Source organism: Limnobacter litoralis (genome assembly GCF_030160455.1).
GTDB lineage: Bacteria > Pseudomonadota > Gammaproteobacteria > Burkholderiales > Burkholderiaceae_B > Limnobacter > Limnobacter litoralis.
The window spans coordinates 412580-431336 of sequence record NZ_BSOJ01000015.1; the positions used below are offsets into that span (position 1 = coordinate 412580).

23 protein-coding genes are annotated in these 18757 nt (G+C 52.7%); 16 read left to right on the top strand and 7 right to left on the bottom strand.

Features of this window, described 5'->3' with window-relative positions; translation table 11 throughout:
* Positions 1-58: 58 nt before the first annotated feature.
* Positions 59-373: a c-type cytochrome gene (locus QQJ87_RS08995; RefSeq protein ID WP_284281312.1), complete on the top strand. Its 315-nt coding sequence runs from the start codon at positions 59-61 to the stop codon at positions 371-373.
* Positions 374-453: 80 nt separating this feature from the next.
* Here the strand turns inward: QQJ87_RS08995 and QQJ87_RS09000 are convergent, their stop codons facing one another.
* Positions 454-1602 (bottom strand): branched-chain amino acid ABC transporter substrate-binding protein, encoded by a 1149-nt coding sequence (locus tag QQJ87_RS09000; RefSeq protein WP_284281313.1) that lies wholly within the window; start codon positions 1600-1602, stop codon positions 454-456.
* Positions 1603-1800: 198 nt separating this feature from the next.
* Here QQJ87_RS09000 and QQJ87_RS09005 point away from each other — a divergent pair, with 198 nt between their 5' ends.
* From QQJ87_RS09005 to QQJ87_RS09020, 4 genes are all read left to right on the top strand, one after another.
* Positions 1801-2766, top strand: coding sequence for a branched-chain amino acid ABC transporter permease (locus QQJ87_RS09005; RefSeq protein WP_284281314.1), 966 nt, complete (start codon positions 1801-1803; stop codon positions 2764-2766).
* Positions 2767-2850: 84 nt separating this feature from the next.
* The gene (locus QQJ87_RS09010; RefSeq protein ID WP_414674904.1) at positions 2851-3891 is read left to right on the top strand and encodes an ABC transporter permease subunit; all 1041 of its coding nucleotides are present in this window, start codon (positions 2851-2853) and stop codon (positions 3889-3891) included.
* Complete coding sequence (locus QQJ87_RS09015; protein ID WP_284281316.1) at positions 3888-4667, top strand: ABC transporter ATP-binding protein; 780 nt, start codon at positions 3888-3890, stop codon at positions 4665-4667. Before QQJ87_RS09010 ends, QQJ87_RS09015 begins: the two co-directional genes overlap by 4 nt.
* Complete coding sequence (locus QQJ87_RS09020; protein ID WP_284281318.1) at positions 4654-5415, top strand: ABC transporter ATP-binding protein; 762 nt, start codon at positions 4654-4656, stop codon at positions 5413-5415. The genes QQJ87_RS09015 and QQJ87_RS09020 overlap by 14 nt, the downstream gene beginning before the upstream one ends.
* On the opposite strand, the gene QQJ87_RS09025 is transcribed toward QQJ87_RS09020, so the two are convergent.
* Entirely contained in the window at positions 5364-6398 is a 1035-nt protein-coding gene (locus QQJ87_RS09025; RefSeq protein ID WP_284281319.1) for a CDP-6-deoxy-delta-3,4-glucoseen reductase, read from the bottom strand. The genes QQJ87_RS09020 and QQJ87_RS09025 overlap by 52 nt on opposite strands.
* Before the next feature lie 73 nt (positions 6399-6471).
* Here QQJ87_RS09025 and QQJ87_RS09030 point away from each other — a divergent pair, with 73 nt between their 5' ends.
* The gene (locus QQJ87_RS09030) at positions 6472-7338 is read left to right on the top strand and encodes a Rossmann-fold NAD(P)-binding domain-containing protein (protein ID WP_284281320.1); all 867 of its coding nucleotides are present in this window, start codon (positions 6472-6474) and stop codon (positions 7336-7338) included.
* Positions 7339-7340: 2 nt separating this feature from the next.
* Here the strand turns inward: QQJ87_RS09030 and QQJ87_RS09035 are convergent, their stop codons facing one another.
* Genes QQJ87_RS09035 through QQJ87_RS09045 form a run of 3 tightly spaced genes read right to left on the bottom strand, consistent with a single transcriptional unit; the run spans position 7341 to position 9487 of the window.
* On the bottom strand, positions 7341-7616 hold the full coding sequence (locus tag QQJ87_RS09035) for a polyhydroxyalkanoic acid system family protein (protein ID WP_284281321.1): 276 nt from the start codon (positions 7614-7616) through the stop codon (positions 7341-7343).
* Positions 7617-7664: 48 nt separating this feature from the next.
* Positions 7665-8807 (bottom strand): TRAP transporter substrate-binding protein, encoded by a 1143-nt coding sequence (locus QQJ87_RS09040; protein ID WP_284281323.1) that lies wholly within the window; start codon positions 8805-8807, stop codon positions 7665-7667.
* The gene (locus QQJ87_RS09045; protein ID WP_284281324.1) at positions 8804-9487 is read right to left on the bottom strand and encodes a LutC/YkgG family protein; all 684 of its coding nucleotides are present in this window, start codon (positions 9485-9487) and stop codon (positions 8804-8806) included. Before QQJ87_RS09045 ends, QQJ87_RS09040 begins: the two co-directional genes overlap by 4 nt.
* A gap of 176 nt (positions 9488-9663) precedes the next feature.
* Here QQJ87_RS09045 and fdxA point away from each other — a divergent pair, with 176 nt between their 5' ends.
* From fdxA to QQJ87_RS09080, 7 genes are all read left to right on the top strand, one after another.
* On the top strand, positions 9664-9987 hold the full coding sequence (fdxA, locus tag QQJ87_RS09050) for a ferredoxin FdxA (RefSeq protein ID WP_284281325.1): 324 nt from the start codon (positions 9664-9666) through the stop codon (positions 9985-9987).
* Positions 9984-10781 (top strand): ferredoxin--NADP reductase, encoded by a 798-nt coding sequence (locus QQJ87_RS09055; RefSeq protein WP_284281326.1) that lies wholly within the window; start codon positions 9984-9986, stop codon positions 10779-10781. The genes fdxA and QQJ87_RS09055 overlap by 4 nt, the downstream gene beginning before the upstream one ends.
* A gap of 95 nt (positions 10782-10876) precedes the next feature.
* The gene (locus tag QQJ87_RS09060; protein ID WP_284281327.1) at positions 10877-12112 is read left to right on the top strand and encodes a polyhydroxyalkanoate depolymerase; all 1236 of its coding nucleotides are present in this window, start codon (positions 10877-10879) and stop codon (positions 12110-12112) included.
* A complete protein-coding gene (locus tag QQJ87_RS09065) occupies positions 12105-12743 on the top strand; it encodes an RnfABCDGE type electron transport complex subunit B (RefSeq protein WP_284281342.1) in 639 nt (212 codons plus the stop codon). Before QQJ87_RS09060 ends, QQJ87_RS09065 begins: the two co-directional genes overlap by 8 nt.
* Entirely contained in the window at positions 12740-13372 is a 633-nt protein-coding gene (nth, locus tag QQJ87_RS09070; RefSeq protein ID WP_284281328.1) for an endonuclease III, read from the top strand. The genes QQJ87_RS09065 and nth overlap by 4 nt, the downstream gene beginning before the upstream one ends.
* A 21-nt stretch (positions 13373-13393) precedes the next feature.
* Complete coding sequence (locus QQJ87_RS09075) at positions 13394-14485, top strand: hypothetical protein (RefSeq protein ID WP_284281329.1); 1092 nt, start codon at positions 13394-13396, stop codon at positions 14483-14485.
* 12 nt (positions 14486-14497) lie between these two features.
* Positions 14498-14947 (top strand): DUF1841 family protein, encoded by a 450-nt coding sequence (locus tag QQJ87_RS09080; RefSeq protein ID WP_284281330.1) that lies wholly within the window; start codon positions 14498-14500, stop codon positions 14945-14947.
* 57 nt (positions 14948-15004) lie between these two features.
* Here QQJ87_RS09080 and QQJ87_RS09085 read toward each other — a convergent pair whose 3' ends face one another.
* Both QQJ87_RS09085 and QQJ87_RS09090 read right to left on the bottom strand, forming a co-directional pair.
* A complete protein-coding gene (locus tag QQJ87_RS09085) occupies positions 15005-15337 on the bottom strand; it encodes a c-type cytochrome (protein WP_284281331.1) in 333 nt (110 codons plus the stop codon).
* A gap of 30 nt (positions 15338-15367) precedes the next feature.
* Positions 15368-15631: a c-type cytochrome gene (locus QQJ87_RS09090; protein ID WP_431310090.1), complete on the bottom strand. Its 264-nt coding sequence runs from the start codon at positions 15629-15631 to the stop codon at positions 15368-15370.
* A 258-nt stretch (positions 15632-15889) separates the two neighbouring features.
* Between QQJ87_RS09090 and QQJ87_RS09095 the strand changes: the two genes are divergently transcribed.
* The 3 genes from QQJ87_RS09095 to QQJ87_RS09105 all read left to right on the top strand — a co-directional run bounded on the left by QQJ87_RS09095 (position 15890) and on the right by QQJ87_RS09105 (position 18636).
* Positions 15890-16732: an AAA family ATPase gene (locus QQJ87_RS09095; RefSeq protein ID WP_284281333.1), complete on the top strand. Its 843-nt coding sequence runs from the start codon at positions 15890-15892 to the stop codon at positions 16730-16732.
* A gap of 26 nt (positions 16733-16758) precedes the next feature.
* Positions 16759-17934: a vWA domain-containing protein gene (locus QQJ87_RS09100; RefSeq protein WP_284281334.1), complete on the top strand. Its 1176-nt coding sequence runs from the start codon at positions 16759-16761 to the stop codon at positions 17932-17934.
* Between the two features lie 105 nt (positions 17935-18039).
* Complete coding sequence (locus tag QQJ87_RS09105; RefSeq protein ID WP_284281335.1) at positions 18040-18636, top strand: outer membrane lipoprotein; 597 nt, start codon at positions 18040-18042, stop codon at positions 18634-18636.
* Positions 18637-18757 lie beyond the last annotated feature (121 nt).

An 18757-nucleotide genomic window follows, 5' to 3' on the forward strand; every position in this document is an offset into this window, starting at 1 on the left:
AAAATACCGTCCGAAGCGTTTAGATATGAAAAGATATTAACAAGAGGAGAAGTGAAAAATGATCAAGCAAATGGGTGCCCTGGCAGCTGTTGCATTCAGTATGGCGCTGCCTTTTACAGCCCACGCTGCAACGCCGGAAGAGTTGGCAAAAAGCAAGGCTTGTCTGGCTTGCCACGCCATCGACAAAAAGATTGTTGGGCCAGCTTACAAAGACGTGGCCGCCAAGTACAAAGGCGACCCCAAAGCCGTCGAGATGCTGGTCGCCAAAGTCAAGAATGGTGGCAAGGGCGTGTGGGGTCAAATTCCCATGCCCCCACAGAACGTGACTGACGAAGAGGCTCACATTCTGGTCAAGTGGGTCCTGTCTCACTGATTCGTTCACTGACCTAGTCAGTCAGCTGAAAAAAAAAGGCTCACCAAGGTGAGCCTTTTTTCGTGGTGTATCTCTGGGTATCACTGCAAGATGGCAACAGGTGTTTTTCCCTGCGCATTGTAGCTGTTGATCGTAATTGCACCGTTCTTGATGTCGCCGTTCTTGTCAAAGCTGATGGTCCCAATGACGCCTTTGTAATTGATGTTCCTCAACTTGGGCAGGTATTTCTTCGGATCGGCAGAACCCGCCTCTTTCATGGCCATGCCCATGGTCATTGTGGCGTCGTACACAAAAGGCGCGTACACCTGGATGTCGGCGTTGAATTCCTTTTTGTAACGCGCTTCAAACGCTGGGCCACCCGGCATCTTGCTCAAAGCCATGCCACCCTCGGCACACAATACATTCGGCCCAACATTGTCTCCGCCCAGCTTCATCAACTCGGTCGTGCAGATTCCATCACCCCCCATGAGTTTGGCGTTGATGCCCAGCGCCTTCATTTGCCTCAGCATGGGGCCTGCCTGCGCGTCCATGCCGCCATAAAACACCAAATCAGGATTGGAGCGCTTCACTGACGTCAGAATTGCAGAAAAATCAGTGGCTTTGTCATTGGTGTATTCCCGTTCAATTACCTTGCCACCGTTGGCTGCCACCTGCTTGCTGAAGATATCGGCCAGGGGCTGTCCGTAACCGGTTCGGTCGTCAATCACCACAACACGCTTCGCTTTGACCTCATTCAAGGCGTACTTTGCGAGAGCAACACCCAGCATACTGTCGTTGGCGATCACCCTGAAAAAGGAATCGAAGCCCTGCTGCGTAATTTTGGGGTTGGTGGCTGAGGGGGAAATTTCAGGAATTCCACAGTTGTAATAGATGCGGGAGGCCGGAATGGTGGTTCCACTGTTCAAATGTCCGATGACACCATTGACTTTTGCATCGCACAGCTTTTGGGCCACAATTGCACCAGTTTTGGGATCGGCTGCATCGTCCTCGGGCACCAATTCAAATTTGGCAGTGCCGCCATCCAGCTGGATTTTCATGGCGTTCAGGTCTTCGATGGCCATGCGAGCCCCACGCTCATTGTCTTTGCCGTAGTGAGCCTGAGGGCCAGACAGAGGCGCCACGTGCCCGATCTTGACAATGACATCTTTGGCCTGCGCGGCGGGACTAAATGCCAATGCACCAAATAAGGACAAAATCGCTGTTTGTATCCAGGACTGTTTGAATCTCATCTCCGAAAACCTCCGCCAGATTGAATGAAATGGTTAAATGCAGACTTAATGTATCACCATTTCGGCAGAAATGTTTCAGAAGGAATTAACTGTCTTGTTTCTGCCCAGGCAAGGCGGCACGGGCGCTCGCGTATACTAGACTCTGAAAATGACCGATTAACTCCTCCTTATTTTCTTTCAAGGCGAAGTTGAAACAATATGGATATTTTCCTGCAGCAAATTATTAATGGCCTGGTGCTGGGCAGCATTTACGCGCTGATCGCATTGGGTTACACCATGGTTTATGGTGTGTTGGGGTTAATTAACTTCGCACACGGCGATGTTTTGATGATCGGTGCTTTGGCGGCCTACTCAGCCATGTCCGCACTGTCGGGCGTTGCCCCGGGCCTTCCGGGCTGGGTCCTGCTGACAGCGGGCCTGCTAACCGCAATACCGGTTTGCATGGCGGTCAGTTTCAGCATTGAACGAATTGCCTACAGGCCACTGCGAAACGCCCCCCGACTGGCACCACTGATCACGGCAATCGGCGTATCCATTACACTTCAAACCCTGGCCATGATCATTTGGGGACGAAGTTATCTGATCTTCCCCACCACCCTTCCTGTTGAACCTGTAGACCTCATCACATTTCCACCATCCGCCGGCATCGATTACGTACGAACGGTGTCCATCACGCCCATCCAGATTCTGATCGTGTCTGTCTCCATGCTGCTGATGATTGCACTCACACTGATCATCAACAAAACCCGAATCGGCAAGGCCATGCGGGCCACGGCAGAAAGCCCAGCCATCGCCAGCTTGATGGGAATCAACCCAAACACCGTGATTGCGGCCACCTTCATGATCGGAGGCGGCCTTGCAGGGGTGGCTGGCGTCATGGTGGCCGCCAATTACTCGGTGGCTCACTTTTACATGGGGTTCATTCCTGGCCTGAAAGCCTTCACCGCAGCAGTGGTGGGTGGAATCGGTAATATTTACGGCGCTATGTTGGGCGGGCTCCTACTGGGTCTGGTTGAAAGCCTGGGCGGCGGATACTTGGGTCAGCTAACCGGCGGGGTATTTGGCTCCAACTATCAGGACATTTTTGCGTTTGCAGTCCTGATTCTGGTTCTCACCCTGAGACCCTCCGGGCTGCTGGGCGAAAAAGTCTCTGACCGGGCCTGAGGAGAAATTCGAATGCAACAACAATCTGACCGCCTTCTCAAAAAGTGTGCTGGGCTTGCCCTGGTCACCCTTGCTCTCGTATTGATGCCGTGGGCTGCGCAATGGTTTGGCAACAGCTGGGTGCGAATTCTGGATGTCGCACTGCTCTATGTCATGCTGGCTTTGGGACTGAATATTGTGGTGGGTTTTGCCGGCCTTCTGGACCTGGGCTACATCGCGTTCTATGCCGTGGGCGCTTACCTTTATGGGCTTTTGGCCTCACCCCAACTCACCGATAATTTTGACTGGATTTCAAGCGCTTTTCCCGCAGGCCTGCACACCTCGATCTGGATCATGCTGCCCTTGGGTGCCTTGGTTGCGGCGCTGTTCGGCGTTTTACTGGGCACACCCACATTGAAACTTCGCGGTGACTACCTCGCCATCGTGACGCTCGGTTTCGGTGAAATTATCCGCATTTTCCTGAACAACCTGAATGCCCCCCTAAACATCACCAATGGCCCACAGGGCATCAACTTCATTGACCCGGTTCGCATGGGCAGTGTGTCATTTGACAAGCCGCTTGATGTGGCGGGCGTTCACACTGGGTCGCTGGTGCTGTATTACTACCTTTTTCTGGTACTTGCCATTTTGATCATGGTGGTGTGCATGCATCTGCAAAACAGCCGTCTGGGTCGCGCCTGGACAGCCATTCGTGAAGACGAAACCGCCGCCAAGGCCATGGGCATCAACACCCGCAACGTGAAATTGCTGGCATTCGCCTTGGGCGCCTCATTTGGCGGTGTTTCCGGGGGCATGTTCTCGGCCTTTCAGGGTTTTGTCAGCCCCGAATCCTTTGGTCTGATGGAATCCATCATCATTCTTTGCATGGTGGTGCTGGGTGGCATGGGTCACATCCCCGGGGTCATTCTCGGTGCCCTGCTGTTGTCCGGCTTTCCCGAGTTTTTACGCCAAGTGGTTACGCCTCTGCAACAAGACCTGTTCGGCCACGTGTTGGTTGATGCGGAAATATTGCGCTCCCTGATCTACGGCCTGACCATGATTCTGGTCATGCTTTATCGCCCTCAAGGCTTGTGGCCTGCGCGACGCGGAACGGGTCGCCGAGTGGCCCAAAGAGGTGCAGCATGAGTGGCCCGGCATTGTTCACTGTTCAAAATCTGACCAAGCGATTTGGAGGTCTCACCGCGGTAGACCAGGTCAACCTAGAAATTCACAGTGGTCAAATTTACGGCTTGATCGGACCCAACGGGGCAGGCAAAACCACCTGTTTTAACCTGATAACGGGGCTGTACACAGCAGATGAAGGGCAATTTCTTTTCGACGGCAGACCCTATTCGCCCAAAGCGCCCCATGAGGTGGCCCGCCTGGGCATTGCCCGCACTTTTCAAAACATCCGTTTGTTCGCCTCCATGACAGCGCTTGAAAACGTGATGGTCGGCTTTCATTGCCGCAGCAAGGCAGGGGTGCTTGGATCAATACTCCGATGTCCACACCAACGTCGGGAAGAACTGGACATTCGCCGCAAAAGCCTGGAACTGCTTGAATACGTGGGAATAGCCCAATACGCCGATCACGTGTCAACTGAACTGTCCTACGGCGACCAACGCAGGCTTGAAATTGCACGGGCGCTGGCAACAAACCCACGATTGCTTGCCCTGGATGAGCCAGCTGCCGGCATGAATGCGACTGAGAAGCTCAAACTCAAAGAGCTCATTCTTCGCATGAGAGGTGATGGTCGCACACTGCTTTTGATTGAACACGATGTCAAGTTGGTCATGGGGGTCTGCGACGCAGTCACTGTGCTGGATTACGGCAAGGTCATCGAGCAAGGCAGCCCTCAGAAGGTACAGCAATCCAAAGCGGTCATCGAGGCCTATCTCGGAGGAATTCATGAGCACCCATGACGCGTTGTTGAATATTCAGGGGCTGACGGTCTCATATGGCGGAATTCAGGCTGTCAAGGGCATTTCGCTTCAGGTGCACACCTCGGAACTGGTCTGTCTGATCGGTTCGAACGGCGCAGGAAAAACCACCACGCTCAAAGCGATTGCGGGTCTGCTGCCATTTTCAGCCAATGCCTGCACTTACAAACAGACCCATCATTTGGGCCACATGCAGGCGCACCAGCGACTTCAAGCCGGCATTTCACTGGTGCCCGAAGGTCGGGGCGTGTTTGCGCGCATGAGCATCGAAGAAAACCTGGAAATGGGCGCCTATTGCCGAAAAGACAACGCAGACATTCTGCTCGATCTTGAAAAGATCTATGACACCTTCCCCAGGTTGAAAGAACGCCGTAAGCAGTCTGCAGGCACGCTGAGCGGGGGTGAACAGCAAATGCTGGCCATTGGCCGCGCCCTGATGGGCAGGCCCGAATTGTTGTTGCTCGACGAGCCGAGCATGGGGCTCGCCCCCCTCATGGTCGAGAAAATCTACGAGGTGGTAGAACAGGTGTCCAAGACGGGCGTGACCATTTTGCTGGTTGAACAAAACGCTCACATTGCCTTGCAAATTGCGGATCGCGCCTATGTGATGGACTCGGGCAGCATTGAACTGGATGGCAATGCCGCAGAGCTGATGTCAGACCCGAGGGTCCGTCAAGCCTATTTGGGTGAAGAGTCCATATCTGCCAACGATGTAAACGCGTCCGCATAAAATTCGTCTTCTGGCAAACCACATTGCTGTACAAAATCCCGCTGGGCTGAATCCACCACCACGGGCGCGCCGCAGGCATAGACCTGATAAGCAGACATATCAGGCAGGTCCTGCATCGCCGCGTGATGCACGAAACCGGTTCGCCCGCTCCAGTTGCAAGCGGTTGTGGGTTCAGACAACACCGGCACAAAGGTGAAATTGCCATGATCACGCGCCCATTGCTCTGCCAATTCGAGCATGTAAAGGTCGGGTTTTGTCCGGGCGCCCCAATACAACACAAAACGCCTGTCCAGGTTCTTGAAGAATGCCTGCTCAACGATCGACTTGATCGGTGCAAATCCGGTTCCACTGGCCAGCAAAATCACCGGCTTTGTCGATTCTTCACGAAGGAAGAATGTTCCCAAAGGGCCTTCAAATCGAAGAATCTCGCGCTCTTTCATGGTTCCGAACACATGGTCGGTGAACAAGCCGCCTGGCATGTGTCGCAGGTGCAACTCAATGCTGCCCTGATGGCTGGGCGGATTGGCAAGCGAATAACTTCTACGAGATCCATCACGCAATATGAACTCAATGTATTGTCCAGCGAGAAATTGCAACACTTCATTGGCAGGCAACTGTAGCGTCAGAACAATGACGTCATCCGCTTTTCGATCAATGTGCTGCACACGACAGGGCATTTTCTTCACGGGAATGTCACCAAGCCCTGACAATTCGCGTACTTTCAGCTGTACGTCTGACAAGGGTCGGGCACAGCAGGTCAGCACTTTGCCCCGAACACGTTCTTCTTCAGACAACGCGCGCGACTGATAAGTGCCGTAGTCCACAAGTCCAGAAACAAGGTCTGCCTTGCAGGACCCACAGGCTCCGTCTTTGCAACCGTATGGCAAAATAAGATTGGCGTGCAAAGCGGCATTCAACAGGGTTTCACTTGGCTCGCAATCAACCTGCTTCATCGATGGAAGAATAGTGATCTTGTGATTCATGACAACTGATCCAGTACAACAGACAAAAGCGCCCCGATTCTTCAAACGAAGCAGGCCCAGACAGTTCCGGCAAATGCGTATTGTCATTGCAGGGTGTGGTCAGGTGGGGCTTCGCTTGATCTCAGAGCGACCAACCTTGCATTTTACCGCGACTTACCGTCAATTGACGACCAAGGCAAACCCCATACGCGCACTGGGTGCGAAGCCCATTCAAACCGACCTCAACAGCATCGTGGATTTGAAAAGACTATGCAGACTGTCGAACAGACTGATTTGGATGGCACCACCCAACCCGGGCCTGGCAATTGATCGCAGCCTTCAAAGGGCTTGCCTTTACCTGAGCCAGTATCAAGGTCACGCACGCAAGCCTGTTGTGACCTACATTTCCACCACTGGCGTGTATGGCAATGCGCAAGGCCACTGGATTACGGAAAGATCACCTGTGCAGCCGCAAAGCGAGCGCGCCAAGCGAAGGGTTGTTCAAGAAAGCCAGCTCAGGCAAGCCATTCAATCGAATCGCTGCGCAGGTCATATTTTGCGTGCACCAGGCATCTATGGCGAGTCTCGCCTTCCCGTGGAGCGAATTCGCAACCAGACCCCTGCTCTGCGTGACGAAGAGGACTCCTGGTCCAACCACATCCATGAGGTTGACCTTGCAAGGCTGGCGCTTTGGTGTCAGTTCAAGGGGGGCAACTGGGCAGTGGTCAACGCCTGCGATTCAGAGCCAAAAAAAATGGGCGACTATTTTGACAGGGTGGCCGATCACTTTGGTCTTGACAGGCCGCCTCGCGTCAGCCGAACGGAGGCCAAGCAAATGGTCAGCCCAATGATGTGGAGCTTCATGAGTGAATCGCGACGAATTAAATCGCTGATGATGCCAACACTGCGGTTTAAATTGAAATACCCCAGCGTTGGCTCCTATCTGGACAGCCTGAAGTAGGCTCAGGAAAAGAGTTTGGCCAGGTTTTGATCAATCTCGGACTGGATTTTGCCCTTGAAGGCCTTCAACATGAAGCCCAGTGAGATCTCAATCGACACGTCTTTGTCGGTGACATCCAGTGCTCCTTTCACGCCGCTGCGGGTGAACCGAAGCTGATTGCCGATCCATTCGCTGTCAAGCTGAAAGTCTTTTTCAAGCTTCTCTGCCAGCTTTTGTGCAGTTTTTTTGGCCTCGTCCAGGCCCATGGTGTGTGTACGTCTTGCAGTAATGTCAGCCATGCTAGTCTCTTGGTTGTTGTTTTCGGGCAGTTTAACCCGAAATGCGCGTTACGCCGTGGCAAACCAAAAGTCATAAGACAATTTTGACGAGGGCGTTACCGCGTTTTCAAAATCAACCACTCTGCGGGCAAAGCGCATCTGAGACTCGATCACGCGCCTGAAAATGGGACTGGCAGCCGACTCTCTGGCGATGATCTTCTTCCAGGCCACCAGCTCGGCCTTCAAAATGTCATCCGGCGTCGTGTAGTACCGTACACCCTGACGCTGGCGCATTTCCTGAAAATCGTCCGAGTACCGCTCCGCTGCCTTCCAGCTCATGTCGGCAGACGACGCTTGCAGCGCATATCGAATGATTGATCGCAACTCGAATGACAATCCGTCGAATCGCTCTTTGTTGAAAATCACCTCAAACACCTCACCGCTCTGGTGATAGCTCTTGAGCATACAGACAGACGTGACGCTGGGAAAACCAAGTGCACGGTCTGAACTCGGATTGTTGAACTCCGCGGCATCGATCAGGCCCTTGTCCAGCCAGGACACAATTTCCGAAGGCTGCAGGGCTGTCACCTTCAAACCCATTTCACGATAAACGTCCGCAGACAAGCCCACCGCCCTGAAACGCAGCCCTTGTAGATCCTTCAGGCTGTTTATGCGTTCCCTGAACCATCCGAATGGCTGAGCGGGCATGGGGCCGTACATGAAGCCCTGAATGTTCAGCGCAAGTTCCTTTTGAACCAATTCGTCGTAGAGCTGCTGCCCACCACCGTAATGGATCCAGGCCAGCAACTGGTTGGCAGTCATTCCAAAACCGGGGCCACTCCCGAACAGTGAAAACGCGTGGTTTCTGTCATGCCAGTAGGTTGGCACACCGTGCCCGCCATCCAAAATGCCTTTGTGAACCGCATTTTGAATACCGAAGGCTTTAACAATGCTGTTGGTGGGGTACACGTCGATCCGGAGCTCGCCGCCCGACATGTCGTTGACCTTTTTGGCAAAGTCTTGCGCAAACTCGTTAAAAATATCGCGCGTGGGCCAGGTGCTTTGAAACTTGAACACCTGTGGCTTGATGGTTTTGACGACAGCGGGCGCAGCCACAGCCTGAGCGGTAGCCATTGCTGCAGCACCGAGGCCCAGCGATTTTGCGACAAATTGACGACGCGCCAGGCCAGGCTCTTTCGAAGATTCGGTCATGATGCCTGAACTAAAACCACGTGAACCCGGTAAGGCCCGTGCGCCCCCAACACAATGGTCTGTTCAATGTCGGCGGTTCGAGAAGGACCAGACACAAAATTCATGGCACGGGGCATCGCCAGGCCAGCCTGACGGCGCAATTCAAACACCCGTTCCATGGTGTGAACCACTTGCGCGGCATGAACAACTGCAATGTGCGTCTCGGGCAGAAGGTGCGTGCTGGCTGGCTGGTCAGGCTGGCTTGCAAACACGAGTGTGCCCGTTTCAGCCACCGCGTAAGCCACGCCACTGACGCCAATCAGGTCGTCTCCAGCGGGCGCGCCAAACTTCACATCCAGCCCAAGCGCTTGCCAGTCCAGGTGGTCCAGGGTGGGCCAGATGCTGACTTTGCCGGAGAGACCTCGCTCAGACAAGTATGATTTCACTGCATCCACCACTCCATCTTCCGACACAACCACATCGACAGTGCTTAGCATCGCCTTTGTCTTTTCAACGAAAAGCGACACAACATCGGCGACCGGTGACGGCTGAGGGCCAATCGCGTGCGAGGCGACGTATTCATCAGCAAGGCGCTTCTCGGTTTCGCGGGCAGATTCGGGTCTGGACTGCAGACTGCGAATACGGGACAAGATTTCTTTGCGGGCCGACGAGGTGTCCAAATCATCCTGCGGAGAATTCATGAATTTTCCAATGTTTTGTTTAATCCAATCAGTGTAAGAAATCGCTGTCGGCTTGACTGCTAGGGATTATCCCATGCCAATCAAGCATCCCTTCTCTGGAATTGCCTAAAACTCCCAGCGAAAGACCCATATGCATTACAATACTGTGTTTATCAGCTTAACCTTCCAACAGAATCATGACACACGTAGTGACCGAGTCTTGCATCAAATGCAAATACACCGACTGTGTAGACGTTTGCCCAGTCGATTGCTTCCGTGAAGGCCCAAACTTTCTGGTCATCGACCCAGATGAGTGCATCGATTGCGCCGTGTGCATTCCCGAGTGCCCTGTAAACGCCATTTACGCCGAAGAAGACGTGCCTGCTGACCAAGTCAAGTTCATCGATTTGAACGTGTCACTGTCTGGCAAATGGCCAAGCATCACCCGCATGAAAGACCACTTGCCAGACGCTGACGACTGGAAAGACGTCAAAGACAAACTGCAATATTTGCAAGAGTGAGCGAGAAATTCACCCGCGAAACCATCACCAGTGTCACCACGTGGGTTCCGGGAAAACTCTTTTCATTCACCTGCACACGCCCGGCCGCGTACAAATTCACGGCTGGGCAGTTTGCTCGCCTCGGCGTTGAAAACCTGAAGAAAATCCCGGGTGAACCTGAGATCATCTGGAGGGCCTACTCCATGGTGTCAGGTCCCTACGACGAACAACTCGAATTTTTTTCGATCGTCGTGCCAGATGGCGCATTCACAAGCCATCTCAGTCACTTGAAAGTCGGTGATCCGATATACGTCGACAAAACCAATTTCGGCTTTTTAACCACCGCACGCTTCGAATCTGGAAAAGACCTCTGGCTTTTGGCCAGTGGAACCGGTCTGGCCCCGTTCATTTCAATCATGAATGACCCCCAAACCTGGGACCAGTTTGAACACGTGTACCTGGTTCACAGTGCCAGAACAGCCGAAGAACTGGTTTATCAGGACACGATCCAGAAATTTTCAACCCACAGCCCATTGCTTGAACTGCACGAAGACATTGGAGATCGTTTCCATTACTTGCCGGTGGTCACCCGTGAAAAAATCGATGGCTGCCTCGATGAACGAATCACCCGGCTACTTGAAACGGGCCAACTGGCGGCGAAAGCACAACACGGAATCAACCTGGATCGAAGCCGCTTCATGATTTGCGGCAACCCGGAGATGGTGACAGACATCCGGAAAGTGTTGAAAACCATGGGCTTCAACCCTGCCCGATCCACAAAGCCAGGCGAGATCGCAGTCGAAAATTACTGGTGATTTCCCTAGCCATGGCAATGGCATGTTGCATCGCACCAATATTTCACTGATAATCACCGAAACAAGCCTGTCAACAATTCCGTTTCGGGGACACCATGCTTTATCAGCTGCACGAACTACAGCGCGCCATGCTCAATCCAATGACAATTTGGGCGGAAGCTGGCGCGAAACTTTACAGTAATCCGTTCAGCCCAATGGCTCACACGCCACTTTCCCGCCGAATTGCGGCTGGCTTTGAGTTGATGTATCGCCTCGGAAAAGAGTACGAAAAGCCACAATTCAACATTCAAACCGTGAAATGTGAAGGTCGTGAGATTTCGATTTGCGAAGAAATTGTTGAAACCAAGCCCTTTTGCCGGCTGCTTCACTTCAGAAAGCTACTGCCTGTCGAATCGAAACCTCTGAAGCCCCAGCCCAAAGTGCTTGTTGTAGCACCGCTGTCAGGTCATCACGCCACATTGCTTCGCGACACGGTTCGCACACTCCTGCAGGACCACGAGGTTTACATCACCGACTGGATAGACGCACGCATGGTGCCCCTGTCTGAAGGCGAATTTCACCTGGACGACTACGTTCACTACTGCATTGAATTCATGCAACTGCTTGGCCCAGATCTTCACGTGGTCTCTGTGTGTCAACCCACTGTTCCCGTGATGGCAGCCGTGTCCCTCATGGCCTCTGCAAACGACCCCAAACAACCCAAAACAATGACCATGATGGGTGGCCCCATCGACACTCGCAAAAGTCCTACTGAAGTGAACAACTTGGCCACGACCAAACCATTTTCATGGTTCGAAAACAATGTGATCTACGCAGTGCCACACACCTACCCAGGCTATCTGCGCAAGGTTTACCCCGGCTTTTTGCAGCACATCGGTTTTGTCAGCATGAACCCTGACAAGCACATGCAAAGCCACTACGACTTCTACCTTCACCTCGTTGAAGGCGATGGTGAAAGTGCTGAAGCTCATCGCCGTTTTTATGACGAGTACAACGCCGTACTCGACATGCCGGCTGAATACTACCTTGACACCATCAAGACCGTGTTTCAGGAACATGCATTGCCCACAGGCACCTGGAAAGTGCGTGGTGAGCCCGTCAAACCCTCCGACATCAAACAAGTGGCGCTTTTTACCATTGAGGGCGAGTTGGATGACATTTCAGGCCCCGGGCAAACTGAAGCAGCACACAAGTTGTGTACCTCCATTCCGAAGGGCAAAAAGCAGCATTTTCTTGCCCCTGAATGCGGGCACTATGGTATCTTCAGCGGTCGCCGCTGGCGGGAAATGATTTATCCCAAGATACGAGAATTCATTGCTGCGAATGCCTGATGTTCTGATCGAACAAATTGACCATTTATTGCCCCAAACCCAATGCCAACAGTGTGGGTTTGGTGGCTGCATGCCCTACGCAGAGGCCATGCATGCGGGCACCGCTGACATCAATCGCTGCCCGCCTGGCGGCCAAGCCACCATTGTTGCACTGGCCGGTCTGCTCGGCAAAGCCGAGAAGCCACTGGACCCCGAGTGCGGAAAGACGGTGCCCCGCCACATTGCCAGCATTCAACCTGAACACTGCATCGGCTGCACCCTGTGCATCAAAGCCTGTCCGGTCGATGCCATTGTAGGTGCCAACAAACATCGACACGCTGTCATTGCTGCATTGTGCACAGGGTGTGAACTGTGTATCCCGCCCTGCCCTGTCGACTGCATTGACATGGTCTTCATGCCAGAGCACAGCCATTGGGAAATGGCCGACGCCGAAGCAGCCAGAGCCCGCATGCACGAACGCAATAACCGGTTGAAGCGGCAGGCCAAGGCCAACGCAGAACGCCTCGAAGCCAAAGCGCTGCACAAACTTCAAGGGCTTGAAAACCAACCTGCTACTGAGGAGACTCTTAAAAAGCAGGCTGTGATTCAAGCCGCCATTGCCAGGGCAAGAGCCCGAAGGCAGTCCTCATGAACAAGCTAAAACGCACAGAAATGTTCCAGCGGTTTCAAGCGGCCAATCCGGCCCCAAAAACCGAACTTGAATACGCCAGTGACTTTGAATTGCTCGCTGCGGTTCTACTCAGCGCCCAAGCCACGGACAAAGGCGTCAACCTAGCGACCCGCAAACTGTTTCCGGTGGCCAACACGCCAGCAGCCATGGCGACCCTGGGAATTGAAGGCATCGAGAGTTACATCAAAACGATTGGGCTCTACAAATCGAAGGCCAAGCACCTTTACGAAACCTCGGTTATTCTGCGCGACCAGTACGCGGGGGTTGTTCCACAATCGCGTGAAGCACTTGAACAATTGCCTGGAGTGGGTCGCAAGACGGCCAATGTGGTTTTGAACACCGCTTTCGGCCAACCCACAATGGCGGTAGACACGCACATCTTTAGGGTGTCAAATCGTACAGGTCTGGCGCCGGGAAAAGACGTGCTGGCTGTGGAAAAAAAATTGCTGAAGGTGATTCCGGGTGAATTCATGCTCAATGCCCACCATTGGCTGATTTTGCACGGTAGATATGTCTGCAAGGCCCGCTCACCAGAATGCAAAAAGTGCAACGTCCAAGACCTGTGCGACTACAAACTCAAAAACCTGTAACAACACGCAGAGCCTGAACCCATGAACTACGCCAGTGAAGCCGCAGTGTTTGAAACGCCCAACCTCGAGGAGGGCGTGGCGCTTATCGAAAAAGTGGTTGAACAAGCTCGTTTGCGTCGCAGTAGCGACTTCATCAGCCGCGTAGTGCTGCTGGCCAGCCCTCACTTTGCAAGCCTGATCGAGTCTCTGGCGCACACCTGCATCTCCAAAACAAACTGTCTGAACATTTGGGGTGGCTGTGTTTCGGGGCTACTGCATGGTGGCAAGGTGTATGGCCAAAAACCCGCCTTGATGGTTGCCGTGTTCGGGGAAGCCTTTGAGCCAGCCAAACAAAAAGGCGCAGGTTCAAAAACAATCTCGCTGTGCCTCGCCGAAACCGATCATCTGGTCATGGAACAGTTGCGGGCCGGTTTGGGCAATGAACCAGGTTCAGATTGCAGTCAGGCTGACACGCTCGGACTGCTGTCGTATGGTGCAAACTACCTGTCCATGCCACGGCTGGAATTCGGCAGACTCTGTCACCAGCCCCACAGCACAGCCAGCCTAAGCGTCAGTCAGCCCCTTACCCTCAATTCCGAGGGTCTGGAGTTTTTCACTGAGGTCAAAACCGTCACCGAGAGCAACGGCCTTTTTCTACTGAAAGTCGATGGTGTCAGCGCAGCACTGGCACTGGGCTGCCCAGAAGAGCAAACCAAACCAATTGGCCTGCGCCTGCAAGTGATCGACAAAGACCGGGAAAGCTGGATACCCGTGCTCTCGCTGCATGCAGATGGAACGATGTGCCTGGTGGCCCCGGTCGCCAAAGGGCAACAAATTCGCCTGGCAAGGCGAACACCCAACGCTGTGCACGAAGAATTCAAAGCCTGGCAACCCCTGATAGCGACGCATTTTGGTGGCCAAGCACCAGCCATGGGGCTTTTGATTGCGGGCTTCGAGCGAAGCGAAATGTGTCACGACATTGACGACGACGTTGCACAAATTTTGAAATCATTTCCAGACACCGACATCATCGGTATTTTCGGTCAAGCCAACTGGCTCGGACTTCAAGAAAAAGTACTTGCCCCTCCCCGAAACAATCGACTCAGTCTGTGTCTGTTCAATCCGAATTCCTGAAGGTTCATGCCGATGTTTAACCCCACACGAGATCAGGCGCGACTTTTTTTCCTGAACACCTGGAAAAAATACCACCAAGAGCAACCGCTGACCGACGCAGAAAGTATTGCCCTTCAGTGGATGAGCCGACATCCGGAGTACTTCCCGACTTTTGATGCCGACATCGAACACGTGTTGGCCAAAGATTATTCAGTGGAATCGGGAGAAGGCAATCCATTCCTTCACCTCTCGATGCACTTGGCTGTGGCAGAACAGATCAGCATTAACCAACCCCCCGGCATCCGCAGCGCCTACGACAAACTGTGCGAAAGGCTGGGTGACGAGCACCTTGCGGCCCACCAGGTCTTTGAATGTCTCGCTGAGCAAATTTATCAGCAACAAAAAAACGGCATTGCATTTGACAGCGCGCGCTACATCAACTGCATTCTCGACCATTGCAACCTGCCACCAGGCAAGGCATAAAAAAACCCGCCACGAGAGCGGGTTTTGAACATCTGACGCAATCGCCAGAAGGCCAGTTCACTTCTTCAGGTACAAATCGCCGTTCAGGCTTGAGAGATAAGTGGCCAGATTTTCAATGTCTTGATCGTTCAAAGTGGCAGCCTGCCCACCCATGATCGCATTGTTTCTGTTTCCGCTCTGATACTCGTGCAGGGCCTGAATCAGATAATCTTTGTGTTGACCAGCCAATTTGGGGTAACTGGGGTCCAATGGCTTGTTCCAGTTTCCGTTTTGCGCATGACAGGCGGCGCACTGGGCTTCTGCTTTCGCTTTGCCTGCAGCCAGATCACCTGCGTGAGCAAAGCTGGCAAAGGCAAACAGCGCAGCAACCGCGAACATTTGTTTTTTCATTTTGAGTGTCCTTGAATAACTTGACTTTGCTTATTTGAGCTGTGAGTAATAGGCAGCAAGATCCGCGATGTCCTGATCGGACAGGGACTCTGCGATGCCTCGCATCGTCGGATGCTTTCGGTCGCCCTTCTTGTATGCGTTCAGCGCGGCCTCAATGTAGGCTGCATTCTGTCCGCCGATGTATGGAACCCGGTATACGCTCGGAAAGCTCGCCTTATACCCAGGAATGCCGTGACATCCTATGCACATGGCATTTTTCTCCAAAGCCGCTTTGGCGTTGCCTTCCACCGCCATGGCAGGCGATGTCAAAGAAAATGCAAGCGCCGCACTCAAAGTCAAACCCAATACTCTCATCTCACTCTCTCGTCTTTGATTGAAATAGTTTTTTGAAAAAAACCGGCTACTTAGAATTAGAACTTTAATACGCCAGACAAAAACCGCTTCATTGTACGTTTGTTCTTTCGAGGCGTCTATTACCACGCCAAATCGTGGACAAATTCATCAGATTTCGCCTTACACTTGAGGGCAATGACATTACAAGGAAAAGCAGCAATGAGATTCGAAGGTAGTCAAAATTACGTCGCCACTGACGACTTGAAGCTGGCGGTCAACGCGGCCATTACCCTTCAAAGACCACTGTTGATCAAAGGTGAACCTGGCACCGGCAAGACCCTGCTTGCCGAAGAAGTGGCTGCATCGCTTGGCCTGGAATTGCTTCAATGGCACATCAAATCCACCACCAAAGCCCAACAGGGTCTGTACGAATACGACGCGGTGAGCAGGTTGCGCGATTCGCAACTTGGCGACGAAAAGGTTCGGGATATTCGCAACTACATCATCAAAGGCGTGCTTTGGCAGGCGTTCGAAGCAGACAAGCCAGTTGTGCTGCTCATCGATGAGATCGACAAAGCCGACATTGAATTCCCAAACGACTTGCTGCGCGAACTCGATCGAATGGAATTCTACTGCTATGAAACAAAAGAGTTGGTGAAAGCAAGGCATCGCCCCATCGTCATGATCACCTCCAACAACGAGAAAGAACTGCCCGACGCATTTTTGCGCAGGTGCTTCTTTCACTACATTCAATTCCCTGACAAAGAAACCATGCGGGACATCGTGGATGTGCACTTTAAGGACATCAAGACCGAGTTGCTGGACGCGGCGCTCTCTTCGTTTTTCGGTATTCGCTCATTGCCTGGTCTGAAAAAGAAGCCCACGACTTCGGAACTAATCGACTGGCTGCGTCTGCTGCTCGCGGAGGACATTCCAGCCTCGGCGCTGCACGCCAAGGACGGCAAAGACGCCATCCCGCCCATGCATGGCGCGCTGCTGAAAAACGAGCAGGACATTGAGCTGTTTGAGAAGTTAGTCTTCATGGCCCGTCAGGGTCGTTGATCCGCAAAAGCAACAGGATCTAACGCGTGTTACTCGATTTCTTCTTCAAACTTCGCGATGCGAAAATTCCAGTCACGGTGCGTGAATATTTGACCTTACTGGAAGGCATGAAAGCGCAATTCATGTCACCGTCCATCGACAACTTTTACCACCTGTCCAAATTGACACTGGTCAAGGACGAACGCTTTTTTGATCGTTTTGATCAGGTTTTCGGTCTTTATTTCAAGGGATTGGAAGGCAACGCCGAACTATTCGCCCACATCCCCAAAGATTGGCTGGAAAAGCGCTTCAATCGTGAGTTCACGGCGGAAGAAAAGGCTGCCATTGAAGCCATGGGCGGATTGGATAAACTGATGGAACGCCTTCAGGAACTTCTCAAGGAACAAAAAGAGCGCCATGAGGGCGGTAACAAGTGGATCGGCTCTGGGGGCACGTCCCCATTTGGTAACAATGGCTACAACCCCGAGGGTATACGCATCGGGCAGAAAGAATCCCGAAACCGCAGTGCGGTCAAAGTCTGGGATCAACGCAACTTTCAGGATTATGACGACCAGCTTGAGATTGGTACGCGCAATATCAAAGTAGCGCTTCGCCGCTTGAGGCGTTTTGCCCGTGAGGGTGCCGCTGAAGAGCTTGATCTGGATGACACCATCGAGTCCACGGCCAAAAACGCAGGCTGGCTGGACATCAAGATGCGCCCTGAACGTCACAACTCAGTCAAAGTATTGATGCTGCTCGATGTGGGTGGATCCATGGACGACCACATTCGACGCACTGAAGAACTGTTTTCAGCGGCGCGCAGTGAATTCAAACATCTTGAGTTTTACTACTTTCACAATTGTGTCTATGACTTTCTTTGGAAGAAAAACCATCGAAGGCACAGTGAACGTTTCCTGACCATGGACATACTCAGGAAATACAACTCAGATTACCGACTAATTTTTGTCGGTGATGCAACCATGAGCCCCTATGAAATTCTTCAACCTGGCGGCTCGGTGGAATACAACAACAAAGAAGCAGGTGCGGTCTGGCTGCGACGTTTTTTAGACCGCTTTACCCGAGCCTGTTGGCTAAACCCGGAACCTCAGGGTCTCTGGCAGTATCGACAGAGCGTTGAAATCATTCAGAACATCATGGAAGACCACATGTATCCGCTTACGGTAGAGGGCCTTGAGCGAGCAATGCGTTACCTCAGCAAGTAAGATTTTCATCCCCTGCTTCGCAAGAATCTGTAATACATTCTGTCTACCAATGGGAGGGGATTCGCGTTATAACGGTATCTGTCACTCAACACAACGGGGAATAAAATGGACACCAAACGCACGCATCCACTACTCATCGCTGCATCCATTGCAGTCATTCTGGCTTGTGGCGTCGGAATCGCTGCCATGTTGGGCGTTTTGCCCAAGGGCCAAGCCAGCAATGCAGATCAAACTGCAGCCATGCAGACAACTGCGGAACAGGCGGCGGCCGATAAAAAGGCGGCTGAAAAGGAATCGGTTAAGAAAGCGGCCGTTGAACATCACAAAACTGTGGCCAGCGAATCAAGCAAGCAACAGGTTGCGTCCGTGTGCCATGACTGCGGCAAAATCGTCGACGTGAAAGCCGTCAAGGTAGAGGGCAATGGCAGTGGTTTGGGCGCAGTAGCAGGTGGCGTGGCGGGTGGTGCCATCGGTAACCAGATGGGTGCTGGAAACGGTAGAACCGCGATGACATTGCTCGGTGCAGTGGGCGGAGCCGTGCTTGGCAATAAAATCGAGAAAAACTACAAGGCCGCCACCATTTACGAAGTGGAAGTGGCCTTTGATGATGGCACCCACAATCAGTACAAATTCCAGGAAAGACCCTATTGGCAAGTGGGTGATCGGGTCAAGGTGGTCAATGGCAAGATCACTGCCATGTAAATCCAGTTTACTGAAAAACAAAAAAGCCGGCTGACGACAGGTAGCCGGCTTTTTTGAGCCTGTAAAAAATTCTGTGTAAGTTCATTCGGAATCAAGGGTGGTGAACGGTAACTCGTTCGCC

Coding starts and splice junctions, on each gene's coding strand:
- QQJ87_RS09090 (WP_431310090.1), bottom strand. CDS start 15,631: ATGGCGGTGGAAGGCAACGCCAAAGCGGCTTTGGAGAAAAATGCCATG.
- QQJ87_RS09045 (WP_284281324.1), bottom strand. CDS start 9,487: ATGAATTCTCCGCAGGATGATTTGGACACCTCGTCGGCCCGCAAAGAA.
- QQJ87_RS09065 (WP_284281342.1), top strand. CDS start 12,105: ATGCCTGATGTTCTGATCGAACAAATTGACCATTTATTGCCCCAAACC.
- QQJ87_RS09085 (WP_284281331.1), bottom strand. CDS start 15,337: ATGAAAAAACAAATGTTCGCGGTTGCTGCGCTGTTTGCCTTTGCCAGC.
- QQJ87_RS09075 (WP_284281329.1), top strand. CDS start 13,394: ATGAACTACGCCAGTGAAGCCGCAGTGTTTGAAACGCCCAACCTCGAG.
- QQJ87_RS09080 (WP_284281330.1), top strand. CDS start 14,498: ATGTTTAACCCCACACGAGATCAGGCGCGACTTTTTTTCCTGAACACC.
- QQJ87_RS09095 (WP_284281333.1), top strand. CDS start 15,890: ATGAGATTCGAAGGTAGTCAAAATTACGTCGCCACTGACGACTTGAAG.
- QQJ87_RS09060 (WP_284281327.1), top strand. CDS start 10,877: ATGCTTTATCAGCTGCACGAACTACAGCGCGCCATGCTCAATCCAATG.
- QQJ87_RS09105 (WP_284281335.1), top strand. CDS start 18,040: ATGGACACCAAACGCACGCATCCACTACTCATCGCTGCATCCATTGCA.
- QQJ87_RS09015 (WP_284281316.1), top strand. CDS start 3,888: ATGAGTGGCCCGGCATTGTTCACTGTTCAAAATCTGACCAAGCGATTT.
- QQJ87_RS09030 (WP_284281320.1), top strand. CDS start 6,472: ATGCGTATTGTCATTGCAGGGTGTGGTCAGGTGGGGCTTCGCTTGATC.
- QQJ87_RS09000 (WP_284281313.1), bottom strand. CDS start 1,602: ATGAGATTCAAACAGTCCTGGATACAAACAGCGATTTTGTCCTTATTT.
- QQJ87_RS09035 (WP_284281321.1), bottom strand. CDS start 7,616: ATGGCTGACATTACTGCAAGACGTACACACACCATGGGCCTGGACGAG.
- QQJ87_RS09025 (WP_284281319.1), bottom strand. CDS start 6,398: ATGAATCACAAGATCACTATTCTTCCATCGATGAAGCAGGTTGATTGC.
- nth (WP_284281328.1), top strand. CDS start 12,740: ATGAACAAGCTAAAACGCACAGAAATGTTCCAGCGGTTTCAAGCGGCC.
- QQJ87_RS09005 (WP_284281314.1), top strand. CDS start 1,801: ATGGATATTTTCCTGCAGCAAATTATTAATGGCCTGGTGCTGGGCAGC.
- QQJ87_RS09020 (WP_284281318.1), top strand. CDS start 4,654: ATGAGCACCCATGACGCGTTGTTGAATATTCAGGGGCTGACGGTCTCA.
- fdxA (WP_284281325.1), top strand. CDS start 9,664: ATGACACACGTAGTGACCGAGTCTTGCATCAAATGCAAATACACCGAC.
- QQJ87_RS08995 (WP_284281312.1), top strand. CDS start 59: ATGATCAAGCAAATGGGTGCCCTGGCAGCTGTTGCATTCAGTATGGCG.
- QQJ87_RS09010 (WP_414674904.1), top strand. CDS start 2,851: ATGCCGTGGGCTGCGCAATGGTTTGGCAACAGCTGGGTGCGAATTCTG.
- QQJ87_RS09040 (WP_284281323.1), bottom strand. CDS start 8,807: ATGACCGAATCTTCGAAAGAGCCTGGCCTGGCGCGTCGTCAATTTGTC.